Origin of the sequence: Mesorhizobium sp. B3-2-1 (genome assembly GCF_006439515.1) — a bacterium.
Taxonomy (GTDB): Bacteria; Pseudomonadota; Alphaproteobacteria; order Rhizobiales; family Rhizobiaceae; genus Mesorhizobium.
Window position 1 is genome coordinate 93,795 of sequence record NZ_VFTI01000021.1, and the last position, 26,163, is coordinate 119,957.

General features: G+C 62.1%; 23 protein-coding genes and 1 pseudogene. 19 read left to right on the forward strand and 5 right to left on the reverse strand.

The window, feature by feature from the left end; genetic code table 11:
* Positions 1–444 precede the first annotated feature (444 nt).
* On the forward strand, positions 445–1,122 hold the full coding sequence (locus FJW08_RS21335) for an outer membrane protein (RefSeq protein ID WP_140812160.1): 678 nt from the start codon (positions 445–447) through the stop codon (positions 1,120–1,122).
* 282 nt (positions 1,123–1,404) lie between these two features.
* Here FJW08_RS21335 and FJW08_RS21340 read toward each other — a convergent pair whose 3' ends face one another.
* Positions 1,405–2,325: an NADP-dependent oxidoreductase gene (locus tag FJW08_RS21340; RefSeq protein ID WP_140812161.1), complete on the reverse strand. Its 921-nt coding sequence runs from the start codon at positions 2,323–2,325 to the stop codon at positions 1,405–1,407.
* Between the two features lie 601 nt (positions 2,326–2,926).
* Between FJW08_RS21340 and FJW08_RS21345 the strand changes: the two genes are divergently transcribed.
* The 6 genes from FJW08_RS21345 to FJW08_RS21370 all read left to right on the forward strand — a co-directional run bounded on the left by FJW08_RS21345 (position 2,927) and on the right by FJW08_RS21370 (position 9,490).
* Complete coding sequence (locus FJW08_RS21345; RefSeq protein ID WP_140812162.1) at positions 2,927–4,459, forward strand: DegQ family serine endoprotease; 1,533 nt, start codon at positions 2,927–2,929, stop codon at positions 4,457–4,459.
* A 271-nt stretch (positions 4,460–4,730) separates the two neighbouring features.
* On the forward strand, positions 4,731–6,002 hold the full coding sequence (locus FJW08_RS21350; RefSeq protein WP_140812163.1) for an amino acid ABC transporter substrate-binding protein: 1,272 nt from the start codon (positions 4,731–4,733) through the stop codon (positions 6,000–6,002).
* 164 nt (positions 6,003–6,166) lie between these two features.
* The gene (locus FJW08_RS21355) at positions 6,167–7,039 is read left to right on the forward strand and encodes a branched-chain amino acid ABC transporter permease (protein WP_140812164.1); all 873 of its coding nucleotides are present in this window, start codon (positions 6,167–6,169) and stop codon (positions 7,037–7,039) included.
* Positions 7,040–7,047: 8 nt separating this feature from the next.
* On the forward strand, positions 7,048–8,034 hold the full coding sequence (locus tag FJW08_RS21360; protein WP_140812165.1) for a branched-chain amino acid ABC transporter permease: 987 nt from the start codon (positions 7,048–7,050) through the stop codon (positions 8,032–8,034).
* 2 nt (positions 8,035–8,036) lie between these two features.
* Positions 8,037–8,777 carry an ABC transporter ATP-binding protein gene (locus FJW08_RS21365; protein ID WP_224615935.1) on the forward strand — a complete coding sequence of 247 codons (741 nt, stop codon included), beginning with the start codon at positions 8,037–8,039 and terminating at the stop codon, positions 8,775–8,777.
* Positions 8,774–9,490 carry an ABC transporter ATP-binding protein gene (locus FJW08_RS21370; RefSeq protein ID WP_140812166.1) on the forward strand — a complete coding sequence of 239 codons (717 nt, stop codon included), beginning with the start codon at positions 8,774–8,776 and terminating at the stop codon, positions 9,488–9,490. Before FJW08_RS21365 ends, FJW08_RS21370 begins: the two co-directional genes overlap by 4 nt.
* Positions 9,491–9,546: 56 nt before the next feature.
* Here FJW08_RS21370 and FJW08_RS21375 read toward each other — a convergent pair.
* Positions 9,547–10,077: pseudogene (locus FJW08_RS21375) on the reverse strand (IS6 family transposase).
* Positions 10,078–10,713: 636 nt separating this feature from the next.
* Here FJW08_RS21375 and FJW08_RS32705 point away from each other — a divergent pair.
* Positions 10,714–11,067, forward strand: coding sequence for a hypothetical protein (locus tag FJW08_RS32705; protein WP_140812167.1), 354 nt, complete (start codon positions 10,714–10,716; stop codon positions 11,065–11,067).
* Positions 11,068–11,774: 707 nt separating this feature from the next.
* On the opposite strand, the gene FJW08_RS21385 is transcribed toward FJW08_RS32705, so the two are convergent.
* The 3 genes from FJW08_RS21385 to FJW08_RS21395 are packed head-to-tail and all read right to left on the reverse strand — an operon-like array spanning position 11,775 to position 14,406.
* Positions 11,775–12,410, reverse strand: coding sequence for an aldolase (locus FJW08_RS21385; RefSeq protein ID WP_140812168.1), 636 nt, complete (start codon positions 12,408–12,410; stop codon positions 11,775–11,777).
* Complete coding sequence (gene otnK / locus FJW08_RS21390; protein ID WP_140812169.1) at positions 12,407–13,657, reverse strand: 3-oxo-tetronate kinase; 1,251 nt, start codon at positions 13,655–13,657, stop codon at positions 12,407–12,409. Before otnK ends, FJW08_RS21385 begins: the two co-directional genes overlap by 4 nt.
* Positions 13,654–14,406 (reverse strand): FCD domain-containing protein, encoded by a 753-nt coding sequence (locus FJW08_RS21395; RefSeq protein ID WP_140812170.1) that lies wholly within the window; start codon positions 14,404–14,406, stop codon positions 13,654–13,656. Before FJW08_RS21395 ends, otnK begins: the two co-directional genes overlap by 4 nt.
* A 200-nt stretch (positions 14,407–14,606) precedes the next feature.
* Between FJW08_RS21395 and FJW08_RS21400 the strand changes: the two genes are divergently transcribed.
* The 11 genes from FJW08_RS21400 to FJW08_RS21450 all read left to right on the forward strand — a co-directional run.
* Complete coding sequence (locus tag FJW08_RS21400) at positions 14,607–15,545, forward strand: 2-dehydropantoate 2-reductase (protein WP_140812171.1); 939 nt, start codon at positions 14,607–14,609, stop codon at positions 15,543–15,545.
* A 4-nt stretch (positions 15,546–15,549) separates the two neighbouring features.
* Positions 15,550–17,082: a sugar ABC transporter ATP-binding protein gene (locus FJW08_RS21405; protein WP_140812172.1), complete on the forward strand. Its 1,533-nt coding sequence runs from the start codon at positions 15,550–15,552 to the stop codon at positions 17,080–17,082.
* The gene (locus FJW08_RS21410; RefSeq protein ID WP_140812173.1) at positions 17,079–18,095 is read left to right on the forward strand and encodes an ABC transporter permease; all 1,017 of its coding nucleotides are present in this window, start codon (positions 17,079–17,081) and stop codon (positions 18,093–18,095) included. Before FJW08_RS21405 ends, FJW08_RS21410 begins: the two co-directional genes overlap by 4 nt.
* Before the next feature lie 85 nt (positions 18,096–18,180).
* Positions 18,181–19,200: a substrate-binding domain-containing protein gene (locus FJW08_RS21415; RefSeq protein WP_140812174.1), complete on the forward strand. Its 1,020-nt coding sequence runs from the start codon at positions 18,181–18,183 to the stop codon at positions 19,198–19,200.
* 131 nt (positions 19,201–19,331) lie between these two features.
* On the forward strand, positions 19,332–20,528 hold the full coding sequence (locus tag FJW08_RS21420) for a cytochrome P450 (RefSeq protein WP_181183000.1): 1,197 nt from the start codon (positions 19,332–19,334) through the stop codon (positions 20,526–20,528).
* Between the two features lie 2 nt (positions 20,529–20,530).
* Positions 20,531–21,346: an MBL fold metallo-hydrolase gene (locus tag FJW08_RS21425; protein ID WP_140812176.1), complete on the forward strand. Its 816-nt coding sequence runs from the start codon at positions 20,531–20,533 to the stop codon at positions 21,344–21,346.
* Between the two features lie 4 nt (positions 21,347–21,350).
* Positions 21,351–22,367 carry a zinc-binding alcohol dehydrogenase family protein gene (locus FJW08_RS21430; RefSeq protein WP_140812177.1) on the forward strand — a complete coding sequence of 339 codons (1,017 nt, stop codon included), beginning with the start codon at positions 21,351–21,353 and terminating at the stop codon, positions 22,365–22,367.
* Positions 22,368–23,222 carry a fumarylacetoacetate hydrolase family protein gene (locus FJW08_RS21435; RefSeq protein ID WP_140812178.1) on the forward strand — a complete coding sequence of 285 codons (855 nt, stop codon included), beginning with the start codon at positions 22,368–22,370 and terminating at the stop codon, positions 23,220–23,222. It abuts the gene before it with no gap.
* 2 nt (positions 23,223–23,224) lie between these two features.
* Complete coding sequence (locus tag FJW08_RS21440) at positions 23,225–24,307, forward strand: Gfo/Idh/MocA family oxidoreductase (protein WP_140812179.1); 1,083 nt, start codon at positions 23,225–23,227, stop codon at positions 24,305–24,307.
* Positions 24,304–24,675: an antibiotic biosynthesis monooxygenase gene (locus FJW08_RS21445; RefSeq protein ID WP_140812180.1), complete on the forward strand. Its 372-nt coding sequence runs from the start codon at positions 24,304–24,306 to the stop codon at positions 24,673–24,675. The genes FJW08_RS21440 and FJW08_RS21445 overlap by 4 nt, the downstream gene beginning before the upstream one ends.
* Positions 24,672–26,163 (forward strand): hypothetical protein (locus FJW08_RS21450; protein WP_246682480.1); only part of this gene is annotated, 1,492 nt, incomplete at its 3' end. The genes FJW08_RS21445 and FJW08_RS21450, both read left to right, overlap by 4 nt.

Consider the following 26,163-nt stretch of genomic DNA (forward strand, 5'->3'; position numbering starts at 1 on the left):
GCGCGTGGCGGGCCAGAAAAATCCCGCTTTGCGAGGCCCCGGATTAATTCGGGATTGGAGGAGAAACCCGTGGGAGATCATACCGGGACGGATTCGCACGGCGCACGCCTTCGTCTCCACATCGCCATCACCACCGGCGAGATGCTGTGCGAACAAATTGCCAACGCACTGGAGCAGCGGTATGGGAAATAAACGCTATCGCAACAACGCCGTGGTCCTGTCGAGCGCACTTCCGAAGCCCTTCAGCGACAAGCGAGGTTTGTTTCCTTGCCGCCATCGGCGACCACTTTGACCTTCAGGCTGCTGCCCGAGCGCCTGACCGCTATAGGTGAATAGAACCTTATTGCCCGCTGCTCGAAATCCAGAATGCTGTTGCGCAAAAGAGACACTGAACATCAGCAGATGCTGATAAGCTGAGAGTCGGGCTTTCAACTGGGGTTTTCAATGCGCTCGCTCTCCATCCTATTAGCTGCCTTGCTGTCGCTAATCACCGGTTCCGCGCTGGCTGCGGATGTAGTTGCGGCCGAGCCCGCCGCGAGCATTAATTGGTCGGGAGCTTACATCGGTGCCGTGGCCGGATATGGGTGGAACAAGGACAAGTACCACTATATTGGCTCGACCGTCGATTTTGACGTCAATGGCTTCGTCGGCGGCCTGACCGGGGGCTACAACTGGCAGATGGGCCAATTCATCTTCGGCCTCGAAGGCGATGTATCCTATGCGAACGTCGACGGTGACGTGTTGGCTCCGTTTCCTAACGCCCCCTGCTTTATTGAAGGCTGTACAGCCAAGGTGAGCTGGTTCGGCACCGGTCGTGCGCGTGTCGGCTATGCTTTCGAGAACTTTCTGCCGTACGCGACCGGGGGCTTCGCAGTCGGCCATGTCAAGGGATCGGCCGATCTCGGCGCGTGCGGATTTACTCCGACGTGCAGCTACAGCGACACACGCTGGGGCTGGAGTGCCGGCGCAGGTGTCGAGTGGGCCATGACCCAGCAGATATCGTTCAAGGCTGAATATCTGCATGTCGACCTCGGCAAGCCAAGCTTCGACTCTGTTGGCCTCCCTTCGACCGACCCCATCAAGTTTGATACGGTTCGGGTAGGCATCAACTATCATTTCTGATACGCTCTGCTCTGTCAGCGCGATTTCCGCATTGAGCGCTTCGACGCCTGGAAAGAGCCAGAGAACCGCTTTAGCGCTGGCGATTGCCCTTCCGGAGAGCATAGTCGGGAGGGTACGATTATCGTGACGGCCTTTGCAGTTGTCGCGTTCTCGATTTATGTTCAGGGACTGAATATGCCCTGGCCGATGTGACGAATGAGGCTCACCACCGGGGAAGCGTGACGAGGCTGAAAATCCGTCTGGCTCTGTGGCCGCGACCGATCAGCCGAGGCGTTGCCGCCACTATGCCACCTTGAGAATAATCTTGCCGCGGACGTGGCCCTCTTCCAAGGCGCGCTCGGCGTCCGCCGCCTGTCGCAGCGGGAAAACTCTGCCAATCTCGACGCGGACGGCGCCTGCGTCGATCAGCCGTCCAATCTCGGCGAGCTGAGCACCGTCTGGTTTGGTCATATAATAAGCCCCGCGCGCTTTCCGCTCGGCAGCTTTTTCCTTCGAGGGTTGCTGAAGCGTCGAGACGATAATCCCGCCCTGCTTGAGAACCGACCACGAGCGCTCCTGGGTGTCTCCGGCGACGAGATCGTAGACAAGATCGATATCCCGCACCGTGTCCTCGAACCGCTGGTTTTCGTAGTCGATCACCTTGTCAGCCCCGAGGCTCCGCACGAAATCGATGTCGCGCCCGGAGCATGTTGCATAGACGGTCGCGCCGTTCGCTTTGGCGAACTGAACCGCAAAATGACCGACGCCGCCCGCTGCGCCGTGGATAAGGACCCGCTGACCCGCGCTCAAACCGCCATGGTCGAAAATCCCCTGCCAGGCGGTCAGCGCCGCAAGCGGAACGGCTGCCGCATGCAGATGATCGAGGCGTCTCGGCTTGGCGGTGCAGTCTTGAGCCTTGGCCGCCACGAACTCGGCGTAGCCGCCGCGGTCCGGTGCCAGTAGACCATAGACTGCATCACCCGGTTTGAAAGCATCGACACGCGCCCCGCAGCTTTCCACTACGCCGGAAAAGTCACGCCCCAGTGTCAGCGGCAGGCGATCCTCCGCAACGTAACCGCCATTGCGAATCTTGTAATCGACCGGATTGACGCTCGCGGCATTGACGCGAACCAGAATCTCTTCGGGCTGTGGCTCGGGCGTCGGTTCTGTCTCCAGCGTCAACACGTCAGGGCCGCCAAATGCGTGGATACGAACGCTTTGCATTCCGACACTCCTGTCGCTCCTAAGGGCTCGCCACCGATTTTGAGGCCTAACTGCCGATGGAGGAATTGGTTCCGGACGAAGCGCAAAAGCTCTCCCCGTCAAAACGAGAACAAACGCCATGGCGCTCGTTTAAAGGATGAAAGTGACGCCCGCCGATGCGCCGCCAAAGTTCTGGGTCCCAAGAAGTTGTGACGTCTTTTGGGTGCATCAGCTTGAAATATAGCGCCGGTTTTCTTTCCTCCTGAGGACGCGATACACGGCATTTAAGCCCTCACGCAGACGCGCCATAAATGCAGCGCCTGATCGACCTGCCGATAGGCACTGCACCCTGGTTTCCACGGAACGCACTATCTTTGAGATCGCCTCGGCCTACCTGCCGGACAGATCGGTCCGTAAGCGCTTTCTGAATTAAATGTTTGTAAGGCCATCTCGAGGCCCCTGTTTCGGGCCCTTCGGCGTCCTAGATGCTTTGGTGTCGAGACGGCCGGCTGCCATGTATGGCGAGACAGGCAATCCCGCCCTCGACACGCCGACGGGCGTCCCTTGAGAACCACCCACGGCGCCGATCAGCTCTCGCCCGGACAGAACGACCATGTCACCTATGAGCATTCTTCGCAGACATCGCGTCGCCGCCCTGCTGAGCGCTGCGCTGACCATTTCGCCCGTCATCGTCTCCTTCGCCCAAAGCAATTCCGGCCTCAGCACCGTGGCCGCGACGACCCAGACACCTGTCGCCGGGACTACAGCTCCGAGCGGCTCGTTCGCCCCGATTGTTGCGGTCACCAAGCCCGCGGTCGTCACCATCACGACCGTCATGGAGGGCCACCGCAAGGCCATGGGCGAAGCCTCGCCCTTTGGCGGCAATTCGCCCTTCAACGAGTATTTCCAGCAGTTTTTCGGCGACCAGGGCCTCCCGATGCCGAAGACGCCGCCGCAGCAGCAGGGACAGCGCGCCGAGGCGCTCGGCTCCGGCTTCATCATCAATACCGATGGTACCATCGTCACCGACAACCATGTCATCGACGGCGCGAGCTCGATCAAGGTGACGCTCGATGACGGCACCGAACTTCCTGCCAAGCTCGTCGGCCACGACGCCAAGAACGATCTCGCCGTGCTCAAGGTCAAGGCCGACAAGCCGCTGCCGACGGTCAAATGGGGCGATTCCAACAAGCTGATGACCGGCGATCAGGTGCTGGCGATCGGCAATCCGTTCGGCATCGGCACCACCGTCACCGCCGGCATCGTCTCGGCGCGCGGCCGCGATCTCCACAGCGGACCGTTCGACGATTTCATCCAGATCGACGCGCCGATCAATCACGGCAATTCGGGCGGCCCGCTGGTCGACATCCATGGCGATGTGATAGGCATCAACACCGCGATCTACTCGCCCAATGGCGGCAGCGTGGGAGTCGGCTTTGCCATCCCGTCGGATCAGGCACAGAAAGTCGTCGCCAAGCTGGAGCAGGGCGGCAACATCGAATACGGCTATCTTGGTGTGCAGATTCAGCCGGTCACACCGGATGTCGCCGGCGCCATTGGCCTCGATCACCCAGCCGGAGCCTTGGTTTCGTCAGTCACGCAGGGCTCGCCGGCGGCCAAGGCGGGCATTGACGTCGGCGATGTGATCACAGGCTTTGGCGGCCAGCAGATCAAGGATCCGAAGGACCTGTCGCGCGCCGTCGCCGATGTTGCGCCAGGCACCAAGGAGACGGTCAACATTTGGCGCAAAGGCAAGACGATCCAAATCTCGACCGATGTCGGGCGCAACACGGAGAATACGCAGACCGCCTCCACCGGCGGGCAGGGCAAGCCGTCAGCCGGACAGGGCCTGGGCGTGCCGTCGCTCGGCCTCGGCCTAACCGACATCACGCCCAACATCCGCCAGGAACTCAACCTCGCCGACAGTCAGCACGGCGCCGTGGTTGAGCGCGTCAGTCCAGACAAAGCAGCCTCGGCGGCAGGCATCCAGCCGGGCGACGTCATCGTCGGTATCGATCAGACTCCGGTGAAGAGCGCCAGACAGGCAAATCAGGCAATCGCCGAGGCCGGCAAGGCCGGCAAGAAGTCGGTACTGCTGCTGATTGATCGCGGCGATCAGCAGATATTCGTCGCGTTGCCCTTTGCCGCCGGGTGAAGCGAGCCGAAAAGATAAGAGGCTTGAGCTAAGCAGGACCAGCGTCTGTTCGCCGCAAAGGGGCACTTGGCCGGCTTGCTCGGTAGTTGGAGTAGTGACAATGGCGGCGGCATGTTGATTCAGCCCAGACAATCCCCTCTACCGTCGCCTTCGCTTGGCTGAAGTATGGGGTTGCGATGCCAGGACCGTCCGAATAGACCGCGCCGAAACGTGGTATGACTAAGCATATCGTCGGTTTCCAATCTGATAATCGGGCAAAGGGAGTTGAACGATGTCCAAGGAAAGCAAAGATTTTTCGCGCCGTCGGTTCCTCGGTGGCAGCGCCGTCGTCTTCACCGCCGGTACGTTGGGGATGCCGTTCGTGCGAACGGCACGCGCGCAGGCCACCACCTTCAAGGCCGGCGTTATCACCTCACTGTCGGGCGAGAACATCCTGGGCGGCAACCTAACCAAGCGTGGTTACGATCTGTGGGCGGAGGCCATCAACGCCGAGGGCGGCGTCGAGGTCGCCGGCGAGCGTTTCAAGGTCGACATGTTCTACGGTGACGACCAGAGCAACCCGGCGACCGGCGCCGACGCCGCCGAGCGTCTGATCGTGCAGAATGAGGTCGACGTGCTGTTCGGCCCCTACACCAGCGGTTCGACCATCGCTGTGCAGCCGATCTGCCAGAAATACCAGGTGCCGATGATTTCTGGGTCCGCGGAATCGCCGAACGTTTGGAAGGCCAAGCCGGAATTCAACTTTGGCATCATCCCAGCCGTGGACACCACTGCGGGTAAGTCGCTGGCCGTGCTGGCGAAACTGTCCAACCCCACAGCCAAGACGATTGCGGTGATCGGCGTCAACGAGCCTTTCTCGAAGGAGACCGGCGAAGGTTTTCGCGACGGGGCCAAGGAGGCCGGGCTGGAAGTCGTCGCCTACGAATTGGTGCCGGCCTCGGGCGACCTCACCCCGGTCATCTCTAAGATCGCAGCACTCAATCCCGACATCGTCGCCGTCGGCGGCCATGAGGAGCCGCTGATCAACGTCGTCAAGACCTCGAAGTCGCTGAACTTCCGGCCAAAGGCGCTGATAATGCACTACGGCGTCACCGACCCGGCCTTCGCCCAGGCGCTCGCCGCGGACGCCGACGGCACCTGCGGCGTCTCCGTGTGGCTGCCATCGGTTCCCTACAAGGACGACGTCTTCGGCACCGCAAGGGAGTTTGCCGACATGGCGCAAAAGAAGTCCGGGCACGAGCCCGACTATACCGAAGCGGCCTGCGCGGCCAGTGGCCTCGTTTTCGGCGATGCCGTCAAGCGGCTCGGCAAGAAGCCGGCGCTCGCGGCCGAAGACAGGGTGGCGCTGAAGGACGCGATCGCCGAGACAGACATCCAGACCTTCTACGGGCCGATCAAGTTCGAGAAGGAAGGCAACCACTACCATGACAACGTCCAGCCGGTGCCGGTGCTGATCCAGATTCAGGGTGGCAAGACGGTGGCGGTGGGCCCAAAGGAGGCCGCGGCGGCAGACCTCACCTACCCGCTGCCGGCCTGGAAATAGGCTGTTTCGGACAGGGTGCGGGCAGCCTCGTCGCCATCACCCTGCCCGGCGGAACTACGACGGTTGCGCGTGCTCGGAAAATGGCGGACCATGCCATCGAGTGCGGCCGCGTTGCCGCGGCACCTTTCCCTTTCGTTTGCCTGACTGACGGATGGTTCCCGCTTTTGGATCTTTTCCTACAGACCTTGCTGAACGGCCTTCTGATCGGCGGCGTCATCGCCACCTTTACGATCGGATTCCAGCTCGCTTTCGGCGTGCTGCACGTCATCGACTTCGCCGTGGGCGGCTGGGTCGTGCTGGGTGGCTATCTCGGCTACTACATGGCCGCCGGACTGGGCGTCGACGGATTCCTGGCAATCCCCGTGGCCTTCGTGCTGTTCGGCACCGTCGGCTATCTGATTGGGCCGATCCTCTACAATGTCCGCAACAGCCGCACGGCGCGGCCGGAATTGATGGCGCTGGCGCTGACGTTCGGCCTGTTCACGCTGCTGCGCGGCGGCATGCTGACCGCGTGGGGTTTCAATACCCACAGCGTTCCGACGGCGTTGAGCGGCGAGAGCCTCGCCGTCGGGCCGGTGACGGTGCCGCTGATCCGCGTGGCGGCGGCGGTGTTCGCGATCGCCATCGCCGGCAGCCTGTTCCTGTTCCTCTACCGCACCCGCTATGGGTTGGCGATCCGAGCGACGGCTGAAAACCGGCAGAACGCCGCGCTGATGGGCGTCAACATCCACCGCCTCAGCGCCAATGTCTATGGGCTTTACGCAGGCATCACCGCCATGGCCGGCGTGCTGATGGGGGCAATCTTTTCCGTCAATCCGGAGGTCGGCCTGCGCTATACACTGTTCGCGTTCTTCGTGGCTGTGCTTGCCGGCTTGGGCTCCGTCGGCGGTGCCCTTGTCGCCGCCCTGCTGCTCGGTGTTATCGAAGCCTTCGTTGCGACCTATGTCGGATCGAGCTATTCGCTGCTGGCGATCTTCGCCACGCTGTTCCTCGTCCTGCTCGTGTCCCCGCGCGGGATCCTGCGGCACGGTTTGTGAGGCCGGAAATGAGGCAAAGCTGGACCGGCCTCCTCCTGCTGATCGCGGTGATCGTTGTGCTGGTGCTCCTGCCGATGCTGGTCAACAACTACTGGCTGCGCATCGCCACCGGCGCGCTGATGTGGGCGGGGCTAGCCTGCTCCTGGAACATACTCGGCGGCTATGCCGGTTACATCAATTTCGGCCATTCGGCCTTCTTCGGGCTCGGCGCCTATGTGACGGCGCTGCTGATGGGCGACAAGCTCGCCTGGCCCTTCTTCGCCACAGTCCCGGCCGGCATAGTGGTGACGGCGCTGTTTGCCATTATCATCGGCGCGCCGACGCTGCGCCTGCGCGGCGCCTATTTCGCCATAGCCACCTGGGCCTTCGCCGAGGTGCTCATCCAGTTCGCGTCGGTGATGGACTTCACTGGCGGCATCGGCGGAATTGGGCTGCCGCCTTTTCTCGACGAGCGCTTCTTCTACTTCGCCATGTTCGGCGCTGCTGCGCTGACCTACCTCATCACCTGGGCGCTGTTCGAGCGCTCGCGTTTCGGGCTGAAGGTCAAGGCGCTACGCGACCACGAGCCGGCGGCCGAGGCAATGGGTATCAACACTTCGCTGGTCAAGCTGCAGACCTTCGTACTCAGTGCCGTCACAGCTTCGGTGTTCGGCGCGATCTTCGCCTACTGGGTCACCTTCATCAATCCGAAGAGCGTCTTCGGCGGCGACATCACCGACCAGATGGTGGTAATGGTGTTGCTGGGCGGGCTGGGCAGCCTGTGGGGACCGGCAATGGGCGGTGTGGGGCTGTTCGTCGTCAACCGCATGATCTGGATGTACTGGGGCGACACCGCCTTCTATATCGCGATATTGGGCGCGGCCATCGTACTGGTGGTGCTGTTCATGCCGAACGGCATCGCCGGCCTGTTTTCGAGGCGTGGGGCCAAGTCCGGCGCCAAGCTGGACAAGGCGGTCGGCAAGCTTGTCGGCGACGGCCAAGGAGGGCCCAGTTGAGCGTGACCGAGGGCAAAACGGCTGGAGCCGGCGACCCTATCCTCGTCGTGCGCGAACTCTACCGCCATTTCGGCGGCATCAAGGCCGTCAACGGTGTCTCCCTGGACGTCGGTCGGCGCGAGATCGCCGGCCTGATCGGGCCTAACGGGTCGGGCAAGTCGACACTGTTCAGCCTGGTATCGGGCGCGGTGACGCCGGATCGTGGCCAGATCCGCTTCGACGGTCACGAAATCGGCGGCCGAAAAGCTCACGCGATCGCGCGGCTGGGGCTTGCCCGTACCTTCCAGATTCCGGCCATGTTCGACAATATGAGCGTCACCGAAAACCTTCTGGCGGCCGCCGCCCAGGGCCACTGGCCAGGAGCGCATGAGCGGGCGGCCGGAACGCTGGCTCTGCTCAAACTGGAGCATGTCGCCGACAATCGCGCCTCCGACCTTTCGGGCGGCCAGCAGAAACTGCTGGAGTTCGGGCGTGTCATCATGCGCGAGGCCTCGCTCATCCTGCTCGACGAGGTGACGGCGGGGGTGCATCCCAATATCCGTAAGATCATCCTGGAGGCGATCGCGCAGCTGCGCGAGCGTGGCATCACCTTCCTGGTCATCGAGCACGACATGGAGATGGTGCGCAATGTGTGCGACCGCATCATAGTCATGGATGCGGGCCGCGTCGTGACCAGCGGCTCTTTCAACGACATCGTTCGCGATTCGGAAGTAATGCAGACCTATCTGGGGCGGCCGCAATGAGCACCACGCTCACCGCCGAAAACATTGTCACCGGCTATGGCAAGCAGGAGATCATCCATGGCGTCTCGCTGAGCGCGGAGGCCGGCAAAATCACCTGCATCTTTGGGCCGAACGGCTGCGGCAAGTCGACCCTACTCAAGGCCGTCGCCGGCGCGCTGCCGGTGTGGAGCGGCACGGCGAGACTGGGTGACGCGACGCTGTCCAACCTTGCCGTCCATGAGGTGGTACGCCAGGGGCTGGTGCTGATGCCGCAGGGCGGCGGCGTATTTCCGCGCCTGACGGTGATCGAGAATTTGCGCATGGGCGGCTACGCTATCGCAGACCGCCGGCTGGTAGAGCAGCGCATCGAGGCGCTGATCGAGCAATATCCCTCTTTGGCGCGACGGCGGCGTACTGCGGCCGGTTCGCTTTCAGGCGGCGAGCAGGCTATGCTTGCGCTGGCTCGAGCACTGGTCTCGGAACCGCGCTTCATTCTGCTCGACGAGCCTTCCGCCGGATTATCGCCGGCCATGGTGATCGAGACGCTCGAACGCATTACCACCCTCATCACGCACGGCATCGGAATAGTGATGGTGGAGCAGAACATTCGCCAGTCGATGCCGATCGCGGACAAGCTTTACATCATGGCGGCCGGCGAAAAGCGTTTCGAGGGAACGCCCCGCGACGTGCGCGACGACCGGCAAATCATGGACATCTATATGGGCGGAGCGTGAGATGGCTCTGTCGCAAATCGTGATTTTGGCCACGACGGGACGTGTCGCGCAGATGATCAGCCGGCGAGGATTTCGAACTGCTCGGCGATCGAGGGACGTGAATTGTAGGCAAACCTCGCCTGTCGCTTGCACATCATGTGAACCATTTCGATGCCGGAGAGAAGGACCTCGGCGAAAACAATCGCCTCGTGATTGGTCTGGCTGCCGTCGATGACGATGCGATCCGGTCTGCCGTGGCGCTCCAGCGCCTTTCGGAGGAAGCGTTTGGCGGCCGGCAGGTCACGGTTCTCGCTGAAGAAGAACTCGACCGTGTAGCCGACGCTGTTGATGGCGCGACAGGTACATCCAACGGCCGCGAACTTTGATGTAGGTTTCGTCCATATGCCACTTGCCGGTGACGGCACGCTTGCGCCGGTTGAAGCGCTCCAGCAGTTGCGGCGAAAATCGTGTCACCCAGTGATGTACAGTGGAGTGGTCGACCTGCAGGCCACGTTCGGCCATCATCTCTTCCAGATCCCGCAGGCTCAGATTGTAGGCGCGGTACCAGCAGGATTATTGATCGGTCGAAGATGACGGCCCTTGAACATCGAGAACTCCCGGAAATCGAATATCCCTCATGCCGGAAACAAGTTGCCATTCAGTTTGCGACAGAGGCCGCTGGTGGCGAGCGCGCGATTTGCGGCAACCACGTCGAGCAGCCAGACGATGTTGCCGCAGTCCCAGTCATTGCCCTTGAGCCTGACAAACTGCCGGCGCGTGACTGCTCCTCGATCCTGGCTCTAACGGCCTCCGAGACCTTTGCCCAGATAGCCAGGCCCACCATCGGCCCCTCGTCGCCGGAGGCTTTGACGGGCCCGGCCGTCCGATGCCGCTGATCAGCGAAGCGGTCCGCGGCGAAGGCGCAAGTCGCCGGGAGGGAACGCCGGCATCGTCCGGCTGCCGTAGTCCCCCAAGATCCCCCTCGCGGCAGCCGGGCAGCCTCTTCAGCCACCATCTCACATTAGCGATCGCTTTGGCGTCCCAGTCCGCGGCCGGATTGGATCATCAGGAAGTAAACCTTTCGAAGGCGCCGAGCTTGTGGCACGCGCGGCAGCGCTGTTGCGCAAAATCATTGATGCTGCGCGCGAAAATGGCCGTCGCGTGGACGGGGTAGTCTTTCCGGAGTTGGCTCTCAACTACACTCATTTCAGGGGCTTGGGTCGCACCCTGCCCAAGATAGCGGCATGGACCTTCTGATTTCTGGCGTCAACCACGATCAGGATGGCCGACCAGGGAATTTTGTTGCGATTGCACCATTCTTTTTGCTTGGGCGCGAGCGAAATGGTGAAGTTAGCGGTTGGGAGCGAGCAGATTTAGGGCGCGAAAAACATCACCGCCGGAAGCTAACGCATCACAGATCAACACATATCGTCTACAGGCATCTATACGTCGGATACCGAGCATTAAATGCCCGAAGGCTTCCGAGTTGCTCAGACTGCAAGCGCGCCGACTTCGCGCAGCTTGATGTTCATGCTTCGTTCGGTCTTAGCGTGCCTGGGAAAGCAGATCTTGTTCCCCTGTTACCACCGATCGGCTGATCCCTCAGTACGTTCGGATGCTTTGTGCGAGTTGCCTTAGAGAGCGATAAACCCTTAGCCGGCGAGACGACGCGGCCCCCCGCTAATCTCGTCGGCTAGGCTCGGCGTCCTTCAGGCAACTTCCCTTTCTCCAGGGCGCCGAGCCGACGAGACTCTGCTTTTCCCTTGGCACCGCGCTACCCAGGCCAAAACGCTGCTGTCCCGAAGATCACGGCAATTCCGAGTGCCGCCAATGCCATAACCACGACCATCGCGGCCTCGAACGGGCCACCGCCATTCCCTTTGTCAGACATTTCGAAAACCCCAAAACACGCCACCAATCGTATCATGCGCGAGCCCACCGGTCGGGAAGCGTAGCCCGGTCGCCCGGTGCCGAGCGCACGCAACCACAAACCTGCCATTTCCGTCAGCGTTGATACCTCTGTCAGGCAGGTTACCGGATGGTTGTAGACACGACGACCACGGCAGTAACGCTAGGCGGCGGTCGCGCTTGACCAGGACAGGCTTTTCGTAGGCACGCCCCATTGGTGTTCCCCTATGCTGAAGTTTCGCCAACGCGGTCGGCCTGCGGCGTCAGGTTCCCGGAAACGGCAAAGCTGATACGAGCGAGGTGCTGTCCGAAGCGGTCGTTCGGGTCGTGGAGAACGTTCGTCGCTTCGAGCAGGCTTGCCGTTCCCCACCGATCCCTTGCTCGTCAAACGTACCAGTTACTTGTGCCGCGTCTCGAGCTCGGCAACCAGCGTTGCATCCAATTGGCGCACCGTCAGCGCTTTTGTCAGGAATACCAGCTTCGCCGTCTCTTCCAGCTCCTCTGCGGCAAAAATGGCATCGCGAAAACTGCGGCCCGAAACCACCGGACCATGATTGGCCAGCAGGACGGCGGCATGTTCATGGGCCTTGGCCAATACCAGCGGCCTCACGGCAGCAGAGCCTGGGTGGGTGTAAGGCAAAAGCGGCACGCGGCCGACGCGCATCACTACGTAAGGTGTAATTGGCGGGATGGCATCGTCGGGGTCGGTGTCTTCAAGGCAGGATAGTGCCGTGGCGTAGGTCGAGTGTAGATGCACGACGCCGGCTGTCTGCGGTCGCGCCTCATAGAATGCCATGTGAAGCGGAATCTCCTTGGTCGGGGCATCGCCCGATACAGCAACACCTTGGGCATCCAGTTTCGACAGCCTGGCGGGATCGAGATAACCCAGACAGGAATTGGTCGGCGTGACCAGGAAACCATCGGCAAGCCGACCCGACAGATTGCCCGACGAACCGGCGGTGTAGCCGCGCATGAACAGGGACTCGCCCCAGCGGCAAAACTCGTCGCGAAGCTGCTGTTCTTCCAAGGTCATGAGGCCCTACCTTTCAGGGTAGCGAGTGCACGTTCGAAAAAATCGTCGGCGCCGAAATTGCCGGATTTCAGCGCGAAGGCCAGCCTCGGATTTGCGTCGAGGATAAGCACCGGCACTCCGGTGTCGATCTCCGGCCCGACCTCGAGTGCTGCCGCTCCGAACGCCGAGGCGACCGCGCCGGACGTTTCGCCACCCGCAACCACGATCCGCCGGAACCCGGCAGCCACTGCCTTGATAGCGAGCTCTGCAAAGATCGTGTCGAACGATGCCGCCAGCCTTTCACGTCCATATTGGGCTTGGGCTGCAGCCACTTCCGATGGTTCCGCGGTCGAATAGACGAGCGGGCCTGTATCTTTGTGGCTGACGAGAAAATCCAGGCAACTCGCGAGCGCCGCACCCGGATCGAGCGCGTTGGCGGCATCAAGACGCTTCGACGGGTGACCGCTGTCATACGCAGCAATCTGCCTGCGTGTCGCCGAAGAGCAACTGCCGGAGAGAATGAGACCGGGACCGTCGCTCCCCGTGAACGGCTGCCGATCCATTGCCGGTTGGATGCCAAAATTGCAGGGCAGGCCCATGGCAATTCCGGAACCGCCTGTAACCAGCCTGTGGGTCCTGACTATCCGGCCCAGCGCCAGGAGATCGTCATCCGAGATCGCGTCGGCGACGATCAGTCTTTCGTCGTTGTGCTTTGCCAGGCGCAAGGCGGCCTGAGCATTGCCCGAACGCAGGCTTTCCAGAGAGAGATGGCCGACCTTCAGCGCGGTCTGCCTTGCAAGCCATCGCTTTATATCGGGATCGGTCATCGGCGTCAGCGGGTGGTTTTCCATACCAGACTCACTCAGCAGGCGGTCCCCGACGAAGAGATGCCCGTTATACAGCGTCCGGCGATTGGCAGGGAAAGCCGGGCAAACCAGCGCCAACACCGTGTCCAGTTCCACGAGCAGCGCTTCCGCGACCGGTCCGATGTTGCCTTGCGGCGTGGAATCGAAAGTCGAGCAGTATTTGAAAACGATCTGCTTGGCGCCGTTGGCAATCAGCCACCTGCAGGCAGCGAGCGATTGCGTCACCGCATCGCCAGCGTCAATCGAGCGCGTCTTCAGCGCAATGACCGCAGCGTCGATCTCGGTCTTCAGTCGTCCGGTCGGCGTTCCAACATACTGAACAGTGCGCGCGCCGACCTTGGCGAGCGTGTTGGCGATATCGCCGGCACCGGTGAAATCATCGCCGATGACGCCGATCTTCATGCGTCGGGGTCGCCCATCTGATGATCATCAGCCTCATGTTCGCTTGCCCGCTGGCGCCAGAACATTGTCGTCAGCTGATCCAGATGCTCACGCATCGCCTGTTCGGCGCGATCGGGATCGCGCGCGACGATCCCATCGTAAATGGCGCGATGTGCCTCATACGCCGTTTGCTCCTGACCGTCCGCGGCCAGCGTGACGATGCGCTGTTCCTTGAGCCATTCCGAAATCTGGTCGTGCAGCGCCACGAACACGAGATTGCGCGCGATACGCGCCAATTCGAAATGGAAGGCAATGTCGGTGCTGGTGAAACGATCGCGGTCGCCGATCGCCTGGCGATTGGCTTCGAGTGCCTCGCTTAGCGTCTCCAGATCGGAAGGCGTGGCGGTGCGGGCAGCCTCGCGGGCGAGGCCGACCTCGAAGAACATGCGCGCGCCCTGAAAGGAGCGTTGCCCCTCTTCCGTCGACAACATCTGCCTGACGGCCGGTGCCATGCCGGTAAAGATATGGCTGGCCGTCGGCATCAGCACCTTGGCGCGCGCACCATTGGTGAGTTCGAGGAGGCCGGCCTTCTGCAGCGAGATCAGTGCTTCGCGAATGGCCGGGCGGCCGACTCCGAAGCGCGACTGCAGGTCCCGCTCGGGCGGCAATTGGTCTCCTGGCCTTAGTTTGCCGGAGAGGATCTGCCCCTCGAGATGTGTCGCCACATGCTCGAAGAGTTTCTTTCGTTCGATGATTAAAGGGTCGACCATAGACCTTTCATACCATCATGCTTGACAACCATGCAACAGCTTGCAATGCTGAAAATACGAGATGAAGAAGCGGGAAGACGAGGCCGGGCTCGATGAGCAGCGGCCAGCACCGGCTTGGAGGAACCCAAAAGGCAAGCTCCACCCTCTGCAAATCAACTTGCTTTGAGACGGAGACTGCGATCGCCAAGGGAGAAAGATGCATGAAAATCGCCATTCTGGGCGGCGGCGGAGCTATGGGCGGGATATTCGGGGGATATCTGGCCCGCGCCGGCAATGACGTCACGCTGATCGACGTCTCCAAGGCGGCGGTGACGGCGATCAACGATAGCGGGCTGACCATTGAGGAAAAGGACGGTTCGCAGCCGGTGATCAAGGTGCTTGCAAGCGACAGCCCGGCGAGCGTCGGCCCAGTCGATCTCATCATCAACTTCGTCAAATGCTATCATACCGAAGAGGCCGTTCGGGCTGCGGCACCCATGATCGCCAAGGAAACAGCCGTGCTCAGCCTGCAGAATGGCTGGGGCAATGCACCGCGCATCGCGTCGATCGTCGGCGAAGACCGCGTGCTGGTCGGCTTGACCTACCATGGAGGCACCTTGCTGGCGCCAGGCCGCGTCAAGCATCCCGGCTCCGGCATGACTTACATCGGCGAGCTGACCGGCAAGCCGACCGGGCGCCTCGGCAAGGTGATCGACACCTTTCGGGCGGCGCAGATCGAGACGACGCAGTCTGAGAGGATCCTCGATGAGGTCTGGAAGAAGCTGGCGCTGAACGCCTGCACGTTGCCGGTGGCCGGGCTGCTGCAGTTCATGTCGCATGAACTCGTCGCCTCCGACAGCACAAAAAGCCTGATGGCAGCCATCCTCAGAGAAGTCGTTGCCGTTGCGAACGCACAAGGCATCGCGCTCGACTACGATGAACGCTGGGCCGCGATCACCGGCCTGCTGGAAAAGGCGGTCGGCGGCAAGGCGTCGATGCTGCAGGACGTCGAGGCCAAACGGCAGACCGAGATCGAGGTGATCAACGGCGCCATCGTCGATGCAGGCAAGCGCACCGGTGTGGCCACTCCTGTCAACGAAACCATGGTCTGGATGATCCAGGCCAAGCAGGCCCACTACCTGCAGGCCAAGGTTCAATAGCGCCATGGCGCCGCGGCTCGAAATCAAAGGCCTTTCCAAGTTCTTTCCCGGCGTGCGGGCGCTTGACAATGTCTCGATGAGCGTCGAGGGCGGTGAGATCCGCGCCCTACTCGGCGAAAACGGTGCCGGCAAGTCGACCCTCGGCAAAATCGTCGCCGGTGTCTATTCACGCAACCAGGGCAGCATTCTTGTGGACGGCGCCGAAATTGCCGACCTCGATGAGAAAGCGGCGGGCGATCTCGGCATCGGCATCGTCCATCAGGAAGGCTCACTGGTTCCGCAGCTTTCGGTCGCAGAGAACATTTTTGCTGGCCGGCAGCCAACGCAATGGCTGGGCCAGGTGGATGTCCGAGCCATGCGCGATCGAGCAAGGATGCTGATCGCGCAGCTTGGCGTCACCATCGATCCGGCACTCAAGGTGTCAACTCTCTCACCGGCGCAGGCCCAGATCGTCGAGATCGCCAAGGCACTGTCGCGCGACCTCCGGGTATTGATCCTTGATGAACCGACCGCGGCATTGACCCTGACCGAAACCGAAAAACTATTCGATGTGGTGCGGCGGTTGGCGGGCAAAGGCGTTTCGGTGATCTACGTTTCGCACCGCCTCGCCGAGATTTTCGCGCTTTGCCAGTCTGTGACCGTGCTCAAGGATGGCAGGCATGCCGGAACGCGCAAGGTCGCCGAGACATCGACCGACGAACTGATTCGGCTGATGGTCGGACGCGATGTGCATTTTTCACGTGCGGCCGCAAAGCGAAAGGTCGGCGACATCGTGCTTGAGGCGGAAGGCGTCGACGCGCCGCCTCTGGTGCGGTCGGCATCGATCACAGTGCGGGCCGGCGAGATCGTCTGCCTCGCTGGGCTCATTGGTTCGGGCCGCAGTGAATTTTGCGAGGCCATCTTTGGCGCGCGCCGCCGGCGTGGCGGCTCGATCCGGATCGGCGGCAAATCGATCGATCCGAAAGGTCCGTGGGATGGCAAACATGCCGGCATCGGCATGGTCCCGGAAGACCGCAAAGCAGCCGGTCTGTTCCTTGGCATGGATATCGTCAACAACCTTGCCGCGACGGTTCTTTCCAAGGTTTCCTCGGGCGCGAATTTCTCCAACCGCAAGGCCGAGGCCCTGGCGAAGACCTTCGTCGACGAGCTGCGCATCGCGACGCCGAGTGTCCGCCAGATCGTCGGCAACCTCTCCGGCGGCAATCAGCAGAAAGTGCTTCTCGCCAAATGGCTGGCGATGGAGCCGCGCCTGCTGATCGTCGATGAACCGACGCGCGGCGTCGATGTCGGCGCACGCTCTGAAATCTACCGGCTTCTGCGGGCACTCGCCGACAAGGGCGTCGCGCTGCTCGTCGTGTCCTCGGACCTCCCCGAAGTACTGGCGCTCGCCGACCGCATCGTGGTGATGGCGGAAGGCCGGACGGTCGGCGAACTGCCGGGCGACGGGGCGAGTGAAGAACAGGTGCTGCGGCTGGCCACCAGATACACGGCTTCGGTGGCCGAAGTGCGCAAACAAGCAGGAATGGCAGAGGCATGACGATGCAGATTACGCAACCGATGGCCGAGAATGTCGAACCCCGGCGCGAAAAGCTTTTCGTGCGTATCGTGCGGCGGCTTGCCGATTCCAGGGAACTGACGCTCTTCGTGCTCGTCATCGCGCTCGCACTGGCGATGAGCATCGTCTACCCGAACAATTTTCCAACCGCCTCCAACATGCGGGCCGTGCTGCTCAATCTTGCACCTGTCGGCATTCTTGTCTGCGGCATGATGCTATTGATGATCGGTGGCACTTTCGACCTGTCTGTCGGATCGACCCTGGCCTTCTCCGGCGTCTGGGCGGCGGTCGTCGCAGGATGGTGGGGCTGGCCGGCCGAGTTTGCGGTTCTGGTCGGCATCCTGGTTGGCGCTCTGTGCGGCCTGGTCAATGGTCTGATCGTCACCCGCATCGGCATCAACGCCTTGATTGCCACCCTTGGCACACTCACCATCTATCGCAGCTTGACCTACGTCACCGCCGGCACCGGGGTCACCCCGATCACCGATGCCTTCGCCGAATATGGACGCGCCGCGGATCCGTTGCTCAGGATCCAGTCGCCTTTCTGGGCCATGCTGGTGCTGGTGCTCGTCGGCGGTTGGCTGGTGGCGCGGACGCGCTTCTTCCGGCAGTTCTATTTCATCGGCGGCAATCCGCGCGCAGCCCAGCTTTCGGGTATTCGCGTGGACCGGCTCATCCTGATCGGCTTCGTCATCATGGGCGCGCTGGCGGGGCTTGCCGGTGTGCTGGGCGCGGCGCGTCTCAACAGCGCGGTCGTCAACGCCGGCGTCGGCATCGAGCTCAAGGTCATCACCGCCACTGTGCTCGGAGGCGCGAGCCTGAAGGGGGGCGAAGGCACGATCCTCGGCGGCATTCTCGGCGTGCTTTTCATCGCATTGATCGAGAACGCCATGATCATCAATGCGATCGGCGTGTTCTGGCAGGGGCTGGTGGTGGGCCTGGTCCTGCTGTTCGCCGTCTCGCTTGATCGTTTCAAGACCAGCGGCCGCGCCTGACTTTAGGCGAGGACGGGAGGAGGCATTCGGCTCAACCGAATGACATGCAGGAACTGGGACAACAAAACATCAGGAGGAAACGGGCATGAAATCCATAGTGAGAACGATACTTTCCGGCGCAGCACTTGCTGCCACCGCATTGCTCTACACTTTTCCGGCCACCGCGCAGGAATCATCCTTCGGGCCGGCCGACGCCAAGGAGACCTACTACTGGATCTCCAACAAGGCCAACCTGCCGCTGTTCGTGCAGTATGACTATGTCGGCATGAAACGGATCGCTGAAGAACTCGGCGTTAAGGTGATTGTCGCCGGGCCGACGGATTTCGACGTGCCCGGCTTCATCGCCGCCGTCGACCAGGTCTGCGCGCAGAAGCCGAGCGGTGTCTCCGTTGTCGGCGGCTGGGATCCGTCGCTGACCGAATCCGTCAAGAAGTGCTTGGAGCAAGGCGTGCCGACGGTCGTCGATGATGGCGATCTGCCCGACTCCGGCCGTCTGGCCTATATCGGCACGAACTGGACGCAGGTCGGCGTCGCCCAGGCCAAGAAGCTGATGGAAATGCTGCCGAAAGGTGGCAAGGTTGCGTCGATGTCGATCATCAACGCCGGCAACATGCGCGAAGCAGTGGCCGGCTTCAAAGCCTATGTCGAGGCCAATGGTGGCGGCAAATACACCATCGTCGCCAATGAAGATGACGGTGGCGATGCGCAGAAGGCGGCGCAGGTGACTGCGGCGATTCTGGCGGCCCATCCCGACATCGCCGGGCTGGCCGGTTTCGATTCCGAATCCGGTGCCGGCATCGTCACCGCACTGCGTGAAGCCGGTAAGAACCCCGGCGACATCAAGGTGACGGCAATGGAGCAGACGCCGGACTTCTTCAAGTCGGCCAAGGAAGGCTGGGTTGACGGCATCGTCGTGCAGAACCGCGAACTCTTCATCTATTACGCCGTCAAGCTGCTCCACGACTACAACACCAACACGTTGAAGTCGGCCGGTCTGACGGCGAAGGAAGGCGGCCGTCCGATTCCGGACTCGCTGGATACGGGCGTTATCCTGATAACCAAGGACAACGTCGACAAGGTGCTGACTGCGCTGAAGGTGAAATAGGCCGAGCGCCAGACATCGCGGAGCCTTGCTTCAAGGCTCAAGAAGCGCCCGGCGGCGTCATCTCCCGCCGCTGGGACGGCCAATTCAAACTTGATCTGGCAAGACCCGAAACCATGTCGAATACCGCAGCAATGAACGAACAGCCGATTCCGGAAGACGTGGACATCCACGATCCGGCGTTCCTGCGCGATCCGTTCGCCGTCTATGACAGGTTGCGCCGCAAGTGTCCGCTCGCCCGTTCCAACAAGCATGGCGGATTCTGGCTCATGACCCGCTACGAGGACGTGCGCGCCGGCGCCATCAACTGGCGCGACTATACGTCGAGCGTCGCTGGCGTTACCGCGATCCCGGTCATCACCCGGCGCACCGAACCAATGCTGCCGATTGAGATCGATCCGCCGCGCCATTCTCGCTACCGAGCCCTAGTCAGTCCCGTGTTCACGCCGGAACGGGTCGCGGAAATCACGCCGCGCATCGGAAGTCTCGCGCGGTCGATCCTGGCACGCATGGCGGAGAAAGGCAGCGCCGACGCGGTGGCCGAATTCTGCGTGCCGGTCGCGATCGCCTCGCTTGCCGCGTTCACCGACGTGCCGCTGGCTGATTCCAAAAATTGGCTCGGCTGGATCACCAAAATGTTCAACGTCAGCGATCCCGTCGCCGGCGCGGCCGCGAGCCGCGATCTCGTTGCCTATATCGACGGGCTGATAGCGGCGCGCCGGGAGGCTCCGACGGGCGACTTCATCAGCATGCTGATGGCCGCCGAGATCGATGGCGAAAGTCTCGACGACGGCCAGATACGATCCTTCATGACGGTGGTTTTCGGCGCCGGTTTCGAGACCACCGCCGACGGCCTCTCGGTCATGCTGCATTGGCTCGCCGAAAATCCGGGCAGCTTGGCGCGCTTGGCCGCCGAGCCAAGCCTGATCCCGACGGCGGTCGAGGAATTCCTGCGCTTTTCCGCGCCGATCCAGATTTTCAGCCGCAACGCCGTGCACGACCTGACCGTGCACGAACGCCGGATCCAGGCTGGCGACATAGTCGCCCTTGGTTTCGGCTCCGCCAACCGCGATCCAGCCGCGTTCGAGGCACCTGACGAACTGCGCCTGGACCGAAAGCCGAACAGACATCTCACCTTTGGCGCAGGGCCGCATCTCTGCGCTGGCGCCGGTGTCGCCCGCATGGAATTCGCATTGACCCTGGAGGGTCTGATCGAGGCCGGAATTGGCCTGGCCCTCGACCCTGCGGTTGCGCCACGCTGGAAAACCAGAGGCGACCGGCGCGGCTTCGCGACCCTGCCCTTGCTCATCGAAAGAAAGAAGACGGATTGACCATGGTTCATCCCACCACCCGCATGCGCTTTCACGGCGTCGCCGCCTACGAAATCCTGACCCGCGACGGACTGCGCATCCTGTGCGATCCATTCCTGGATCAGAATCCCGGCGCGGCGACGAAATCGACCGAGTTCGATCATGTCGATCTGATCATCGTCAGCCACGCCGCCTTCGACCATCTCGGCGATACCGACAAGATCGCCGCCAAATATGGTTGCCCGGTCGTCTGCGGCGGCGAGGTCAAGGCATGGCTCATGGACCGCGGCATCCCGGCCAGCCAGATTCGCGCAACGACCTGGGGCATTCGCGTCAAGGTCGCCGGCATCGAGATCCAGCCGCTTGAATGCCATCACTGGTCGCAGATCAGGCTGAAGGACAATTCCTTCATTTCCGGTGTGCCAATGGCCTTCATCGTCTATGCCGACGACAATCTGCGCTTTTACCACTACGGCGATACCGCCATCTTCTCGGACCTCAAGCTGCAGGCCGAACTCTACAAGCCGAATGTCGGCTGTATCGGTATCGCCAACCCGCAGGAGATCCTGCATCTCAATCCGATGCCGGGCGAAATGCTGACCGGTGAGATGAGCCCTTATGAGGGCGTTCTCGCCACCCAATGGCTTGGCCTCGAGACTGTGCTGCCGTGCCACTACATCAAGCTCGATGGCGACAAGGACGTCGCCGATTATATGAAGCATCACCGCGAGGCCAAGGCGCGCGGCGAGGCGATCGCAGACCCTTATCTGCTGCGTGCCGGTGACTGGATCGAATTCGACCGCGACGGCAAGGTCCTGCGGCCGGCCAAGGCGGCCTGACGCGATGCGCGCAGCGATCTTCGACGCACCTTTTTCAATCCGCATGGCCGAGGCGCCGAAGCCGCAGCCGCGAGCCGGAGAGGTGTTGGTTCGCGTGAAAGCTGCCGGCCTTTGCGCCGGCGACCTTTACATCTATACCGGGAAGAACCCCTATGTGACCTATCCTCGTATCGGCGGCCACGAGATCGCCGGCGTCGTCGAAGCCTATGGTGCCGACGCCACCGGTCCAGCTATCGGCACGCGCGTCGTCGTCGACCCGTTCATCGGTTGCGGCCACTGTTACCCATGCCGGATTGGCAAGCGCAATTGCTGCGCCAACCTCACCATTGTCGGCGTGCATCGCGAAGGCGGCTTCGCCGATTTCGTCACGGCACCGGTGCAGAATCTCAACTTGGTGCCGGAGACGCTCAGCCACTTCGAGGCGGCCTTCGCGGAGCCGGTGGCCATCGGCGTGCAGGGTTGCCGGCGTGGCATGGTCACATCAGAGGATACCGTGTTGGTGCTTGGCGCCGGACCGATCGGCTTGGCGATCGTCGAGGTGGCCCGCGCGGTCGGTGCAAAGGTCTACGCGACAGATCTTTCGGGTGAGCGCCTGTCCACGGCAGCCGACCTCGGCGCCATATCAATTGCCGGCGGTGCCGGTCTTCTGGAACGCGTGCTTGAGATCACCAACGGCGAAGGCATGCCGGTTGTCATGGAGGCCACGGGCGCTGCGACGATGATGGAAGAGACGATCGATCTCGTCGCAGCCGGCGGACGCATCGTCATTCTCGGCCTGGTCAAGAAGGGCCAGGGCATCACCTATCCCGGCCTCGATTTCACCCGCAAGGAAGTGACGATCCTCGGCTCGCGCGCTTCGGTCGACTGCTTTCCCGAGGCGCTGGCCCTGCTTGCCTCGGGCAAGATCCATTATCCGAAGATCGCAAGCTCCTTCGCGCTCGGCGAAGCTCCAGGCGTCTTCCAAACACTCGCCGACAATCCAATGGCTTTGCACAAGGCCTTGTTCATTTCGGAGGACTAGATGAAGCTTGTTACTTTCTCCCATCGTAAGGGAGGCCATGACCATCACGCCGGCGTGCTCGACGGCGATCACGTCGCATGCCTGACTGAAGCCGGCATCGCCGGCAGCGTGATGGAGATCGTGCTCGGCGGCAAAAAGATGCTGGACCAGATCCGCGCCGGCGTCGCCGAGGCACCGCGCTATGCGTTGGCAGACGTGACGCTCGAAGCGCCGATCCGGCCCGCCAAGGTGCTGTGCTCCGGCATCAACTACAAGGGCCACGCCGAGGAAAACCCCAACGCGAAAATGCCGACCGAGCCGTTCTTCTTCACCAAGCTGCCGACCTCGGTGGTCGGTCCTGACATGCCGGTCGAAAAGCCTGTCAGAACCGAGCAGATGGACTACGAGGTGGAGTTTTCCGCCGTCATCGGCAAGAGGCTGCACAAGGCTAGGGAAGCCGACGTGATGCCGGCGATCTTCGGCTACACGCTGCTCAACGACATTTCGGCACGTGACGTGCAGTTCAAGGACAACCAGATCACCATCGGCAAGAATTTCGCAGGCTTCTCTCCGATCGGTCCGTGCATCGTAACGTCGGACGCGATGCCCCACCCCGACAACGTGGCGCTGAAGACGCGGCTGAACGGCAAAACCCTACAGGATGGCAGCACCTCGGACTGGCTGTTCTCACTGCCGCTGTTGATTTCCTTTCTCTCGCAATACATCCCGCTCGAACCCGGCGACATCGTATCGACGGGAACGCCGGCCGGCGTCGGCATCTTCCAGAAGCCGCCGATCTTCATGAAGGCCGGCGACATCGTCGAGATCGAAGCCGACGGCATCGGCATTCTCAGAACTCCGATCGTTGCGGGATAGAAATGGCGAGGGGGGCGATTCGGATCGGCGTGATCGGCTGCGGCTTCTACGCGCAGAACCATCTGCATGCGTGGCAGGACCTCGCGAGCGAAGGCGCCGCGCTTGCCGCTGTCTGCGATGTCGACACCGGCAAGGCGGAAGCGGCTGGCCGTGCATTCGGTGTTCCGTTTTATACGGACGCGGCGACGATGCTCGCAGGCGACCGGCTCGATGCCGTCGACATCGTCACCCGCCATAATACGCACCGCGCGCTCTGCGAACTGGCGATTTCGCGCGGTATCGCCACCATCGTGCAGAAGCCGTTCGCACCGACCTGGGAGGACTGCCTTGCGATCGTCGAAGCCGCCGAAAAGGCCGGGGTGTGGCTGGCGGTTCACGAGAACTTCCGCTTCCAGACGCCGATGCGCCACGTTCGCCGCGTCATCGACAGCGGCGCCATCGGCGCACCGAGCTGGGCCCGCATAATGTTTCGCACCGGCTTCGATGTTTATCGCACGCAGCCCTACTTCTATGATGAGGAACGCCTGGCGATCGCCGATGTCGGCATCCACGTGCTCGACCTCGCACGCTTCTTCCAGGGTGAAGTCGAGCGCATCTCGTGCGAAACCCAGCGCCGCAATCCCAAGGTGCGGGCCGAGGACACAGCCACGATGCTGCTGCGCCATCGCAGCGGTTCCGTCAGCGTCGTCGAATGCACCTATGAGGCGCGGCGCGACCCCGATCCGTTCCCAGAAACGCTGGTGGAGATCGAGGGCGACAAGGGTTCAATTGTTGTACTTCCGGGCTCGCGCCTGCGGGTTAGCAGCAACGGAGTGACGACAGAGGAAAACGTTTGCTCACCGCTGCGCTCATGGACCACCGTTCGTTGGCACGTCGCCCAGGAAGGCGCGTTCCTTGCCTGCCGCCATCTTCTCGATTGCTTGCAGCGCGGCGTGCGGGCCGATACGTCGGGGCAGGATAACCTCAAAACCTACGCTCTGGTTGATGCGGCATACCGCGCGGCAGTGGAACACCGCGCCGTCGCTCCGGAAGAGTTGAATGAAAGCGCGGGCGCGCCGCGCTCGAAAGCCCGGGGGGCGCAATGACGGCAGCGCGCGGAGACGCCCCGGCACGGGCGAAAGTCAAGGTTGGCGCAGCCTTTGCGATCACCGTGGCGTTCGAGCTCGTCGACGGCGTCTTCTCCGAATTCCATCGGCTGGTCAGCGAAAATGCAGCGCTTTCCGTAGAACTCGAGCCGGACTGCCTGCGCTTCGACGTGCTGACACCCGAGTACGCGGCCGAGGCCAAGCATGTCTTCCTCTACGAGATTTACCGGGACCGCGCCGCCTTCGACCTGCATCTCGCCTCGGAGCATTTCCGTCGATTCGACCAGCGGTCGCGTGAGCTGGTGATCAGCAAGACGGTCCTTGCCTATACGGTCCGGGAAAACGCCAAGATCGCGGAACGGACATGAGTGTCAGCGACCTTGAACTGTTCGGCACGAATGAGCCGGTCGCCGAGCGCCGGTCTCTCACGGCCGGACCACTGACCGTGATCCTCGAAGACGGCAATCTTCGGACGATCCGCTTCGCCGGCATCGAGGTGGTCCGCGCCATCAACTATCTGGCGCGGGATGCGTCATGGGGAACATATAAGCCCGAGCTTTCGAACATCCGAATATCGGAGGGCCAGGCTGCGTTCGAAGTGGGTTATGACGGGCTGTGCGCAGGTCCACAGGGCCGCTTTTCTTACCGAATGACAATCACAGGCAAGGGTTCCGGTGAGCTGACGATGGAGGCGCATGGCATCGCCCTCACCGATTTTCCGACCAATCGCACTGGTTTCGTGGTGCTCCACCCGTCCGAGGCTGCGGGTCGGCGGCTGACCATCGGCCACAGCGACGGCCGCAGCGAGGAGACAATGTTTCCGGAGCCTATCAGCCCCGACCAGCCGGCTTTCGACATCAGGGCGCTGACGCACGAGCCTACGCCCGGCATGGTCTGCACCGTCGCCATGGAAGGCGATGCCTTCGAGATGGAGGACCAGCGCAACTGGACCGATGCCTCGTTCAAAACCTACATCCGCCCTCTGTCGAAGCCGCGGCCCTATCTCATCGCCAAGGGATCGAAGGACGTCCAGCGCATCGTGGTCTCCGTCGAAACCAAGGCGTTGCCCGCCCAACCCAAAACCGCCGACAAGGCAACCCTGACGCTAGGCGGACCGGCCGGCCGGATGCCGGCCATGGCCTTGTTCCTCGACCCTGACGATCTGCCCGCGGCCGTGGCGGGAGCCTTGTTGCTCGGCCTGGCACAAGAGGTCATTGTCCGCTTCGATGGTGCGCGCGGGCATGACGAGCGAATGCTGGGCCAAGCGGCCAGTCTTGCCGATTCGATCGGCGCCCGGCTGGCGATCGAGGTGATCGTGGACGCCGTCGACCCAAGAGCCGAGGCGAACATCATTGTCGATGCGATCCATTCATCGGGCGTCGAACCAAGCGCCATCCTGATTTCACCAAGGCGAGAGTTCAAGACGCGGGCGTCGAACTTGATGCCTGCAGGCGAACGGCCGGTCGGCGATCTGGTGAATGCATTCAAGGCAGCCGGCATAGCCGCTTCCGTAGGTTCCGGATCCCCTTCCCTGTTTACCGAATTCAATCGAAACCCACCAACCGGCGACGCCGATTTCGTCTTCTTCAGCAACGCAGCCATCGTCCATGCCGCCGACGATCTTTCGGTCATGGAGACATTGACCGTTTACCCCTCGGTAATCGCGACGGCGCGGCATCTGTGTCCGGGAAAGCCGATCTGGCTTGGACCTTGCACGATCGGCATGCGCCACAATCCCTACGGCCAGGCGCTGGTGGCCAATCCTGCACGTTCACGTGTCTGCCGGCGACGACCCTCGTCACGGCGCGTTGTTTGGGGCGGCCTTTGCTGTCGGCGTGGCGGCTCAAGCTGCCGCC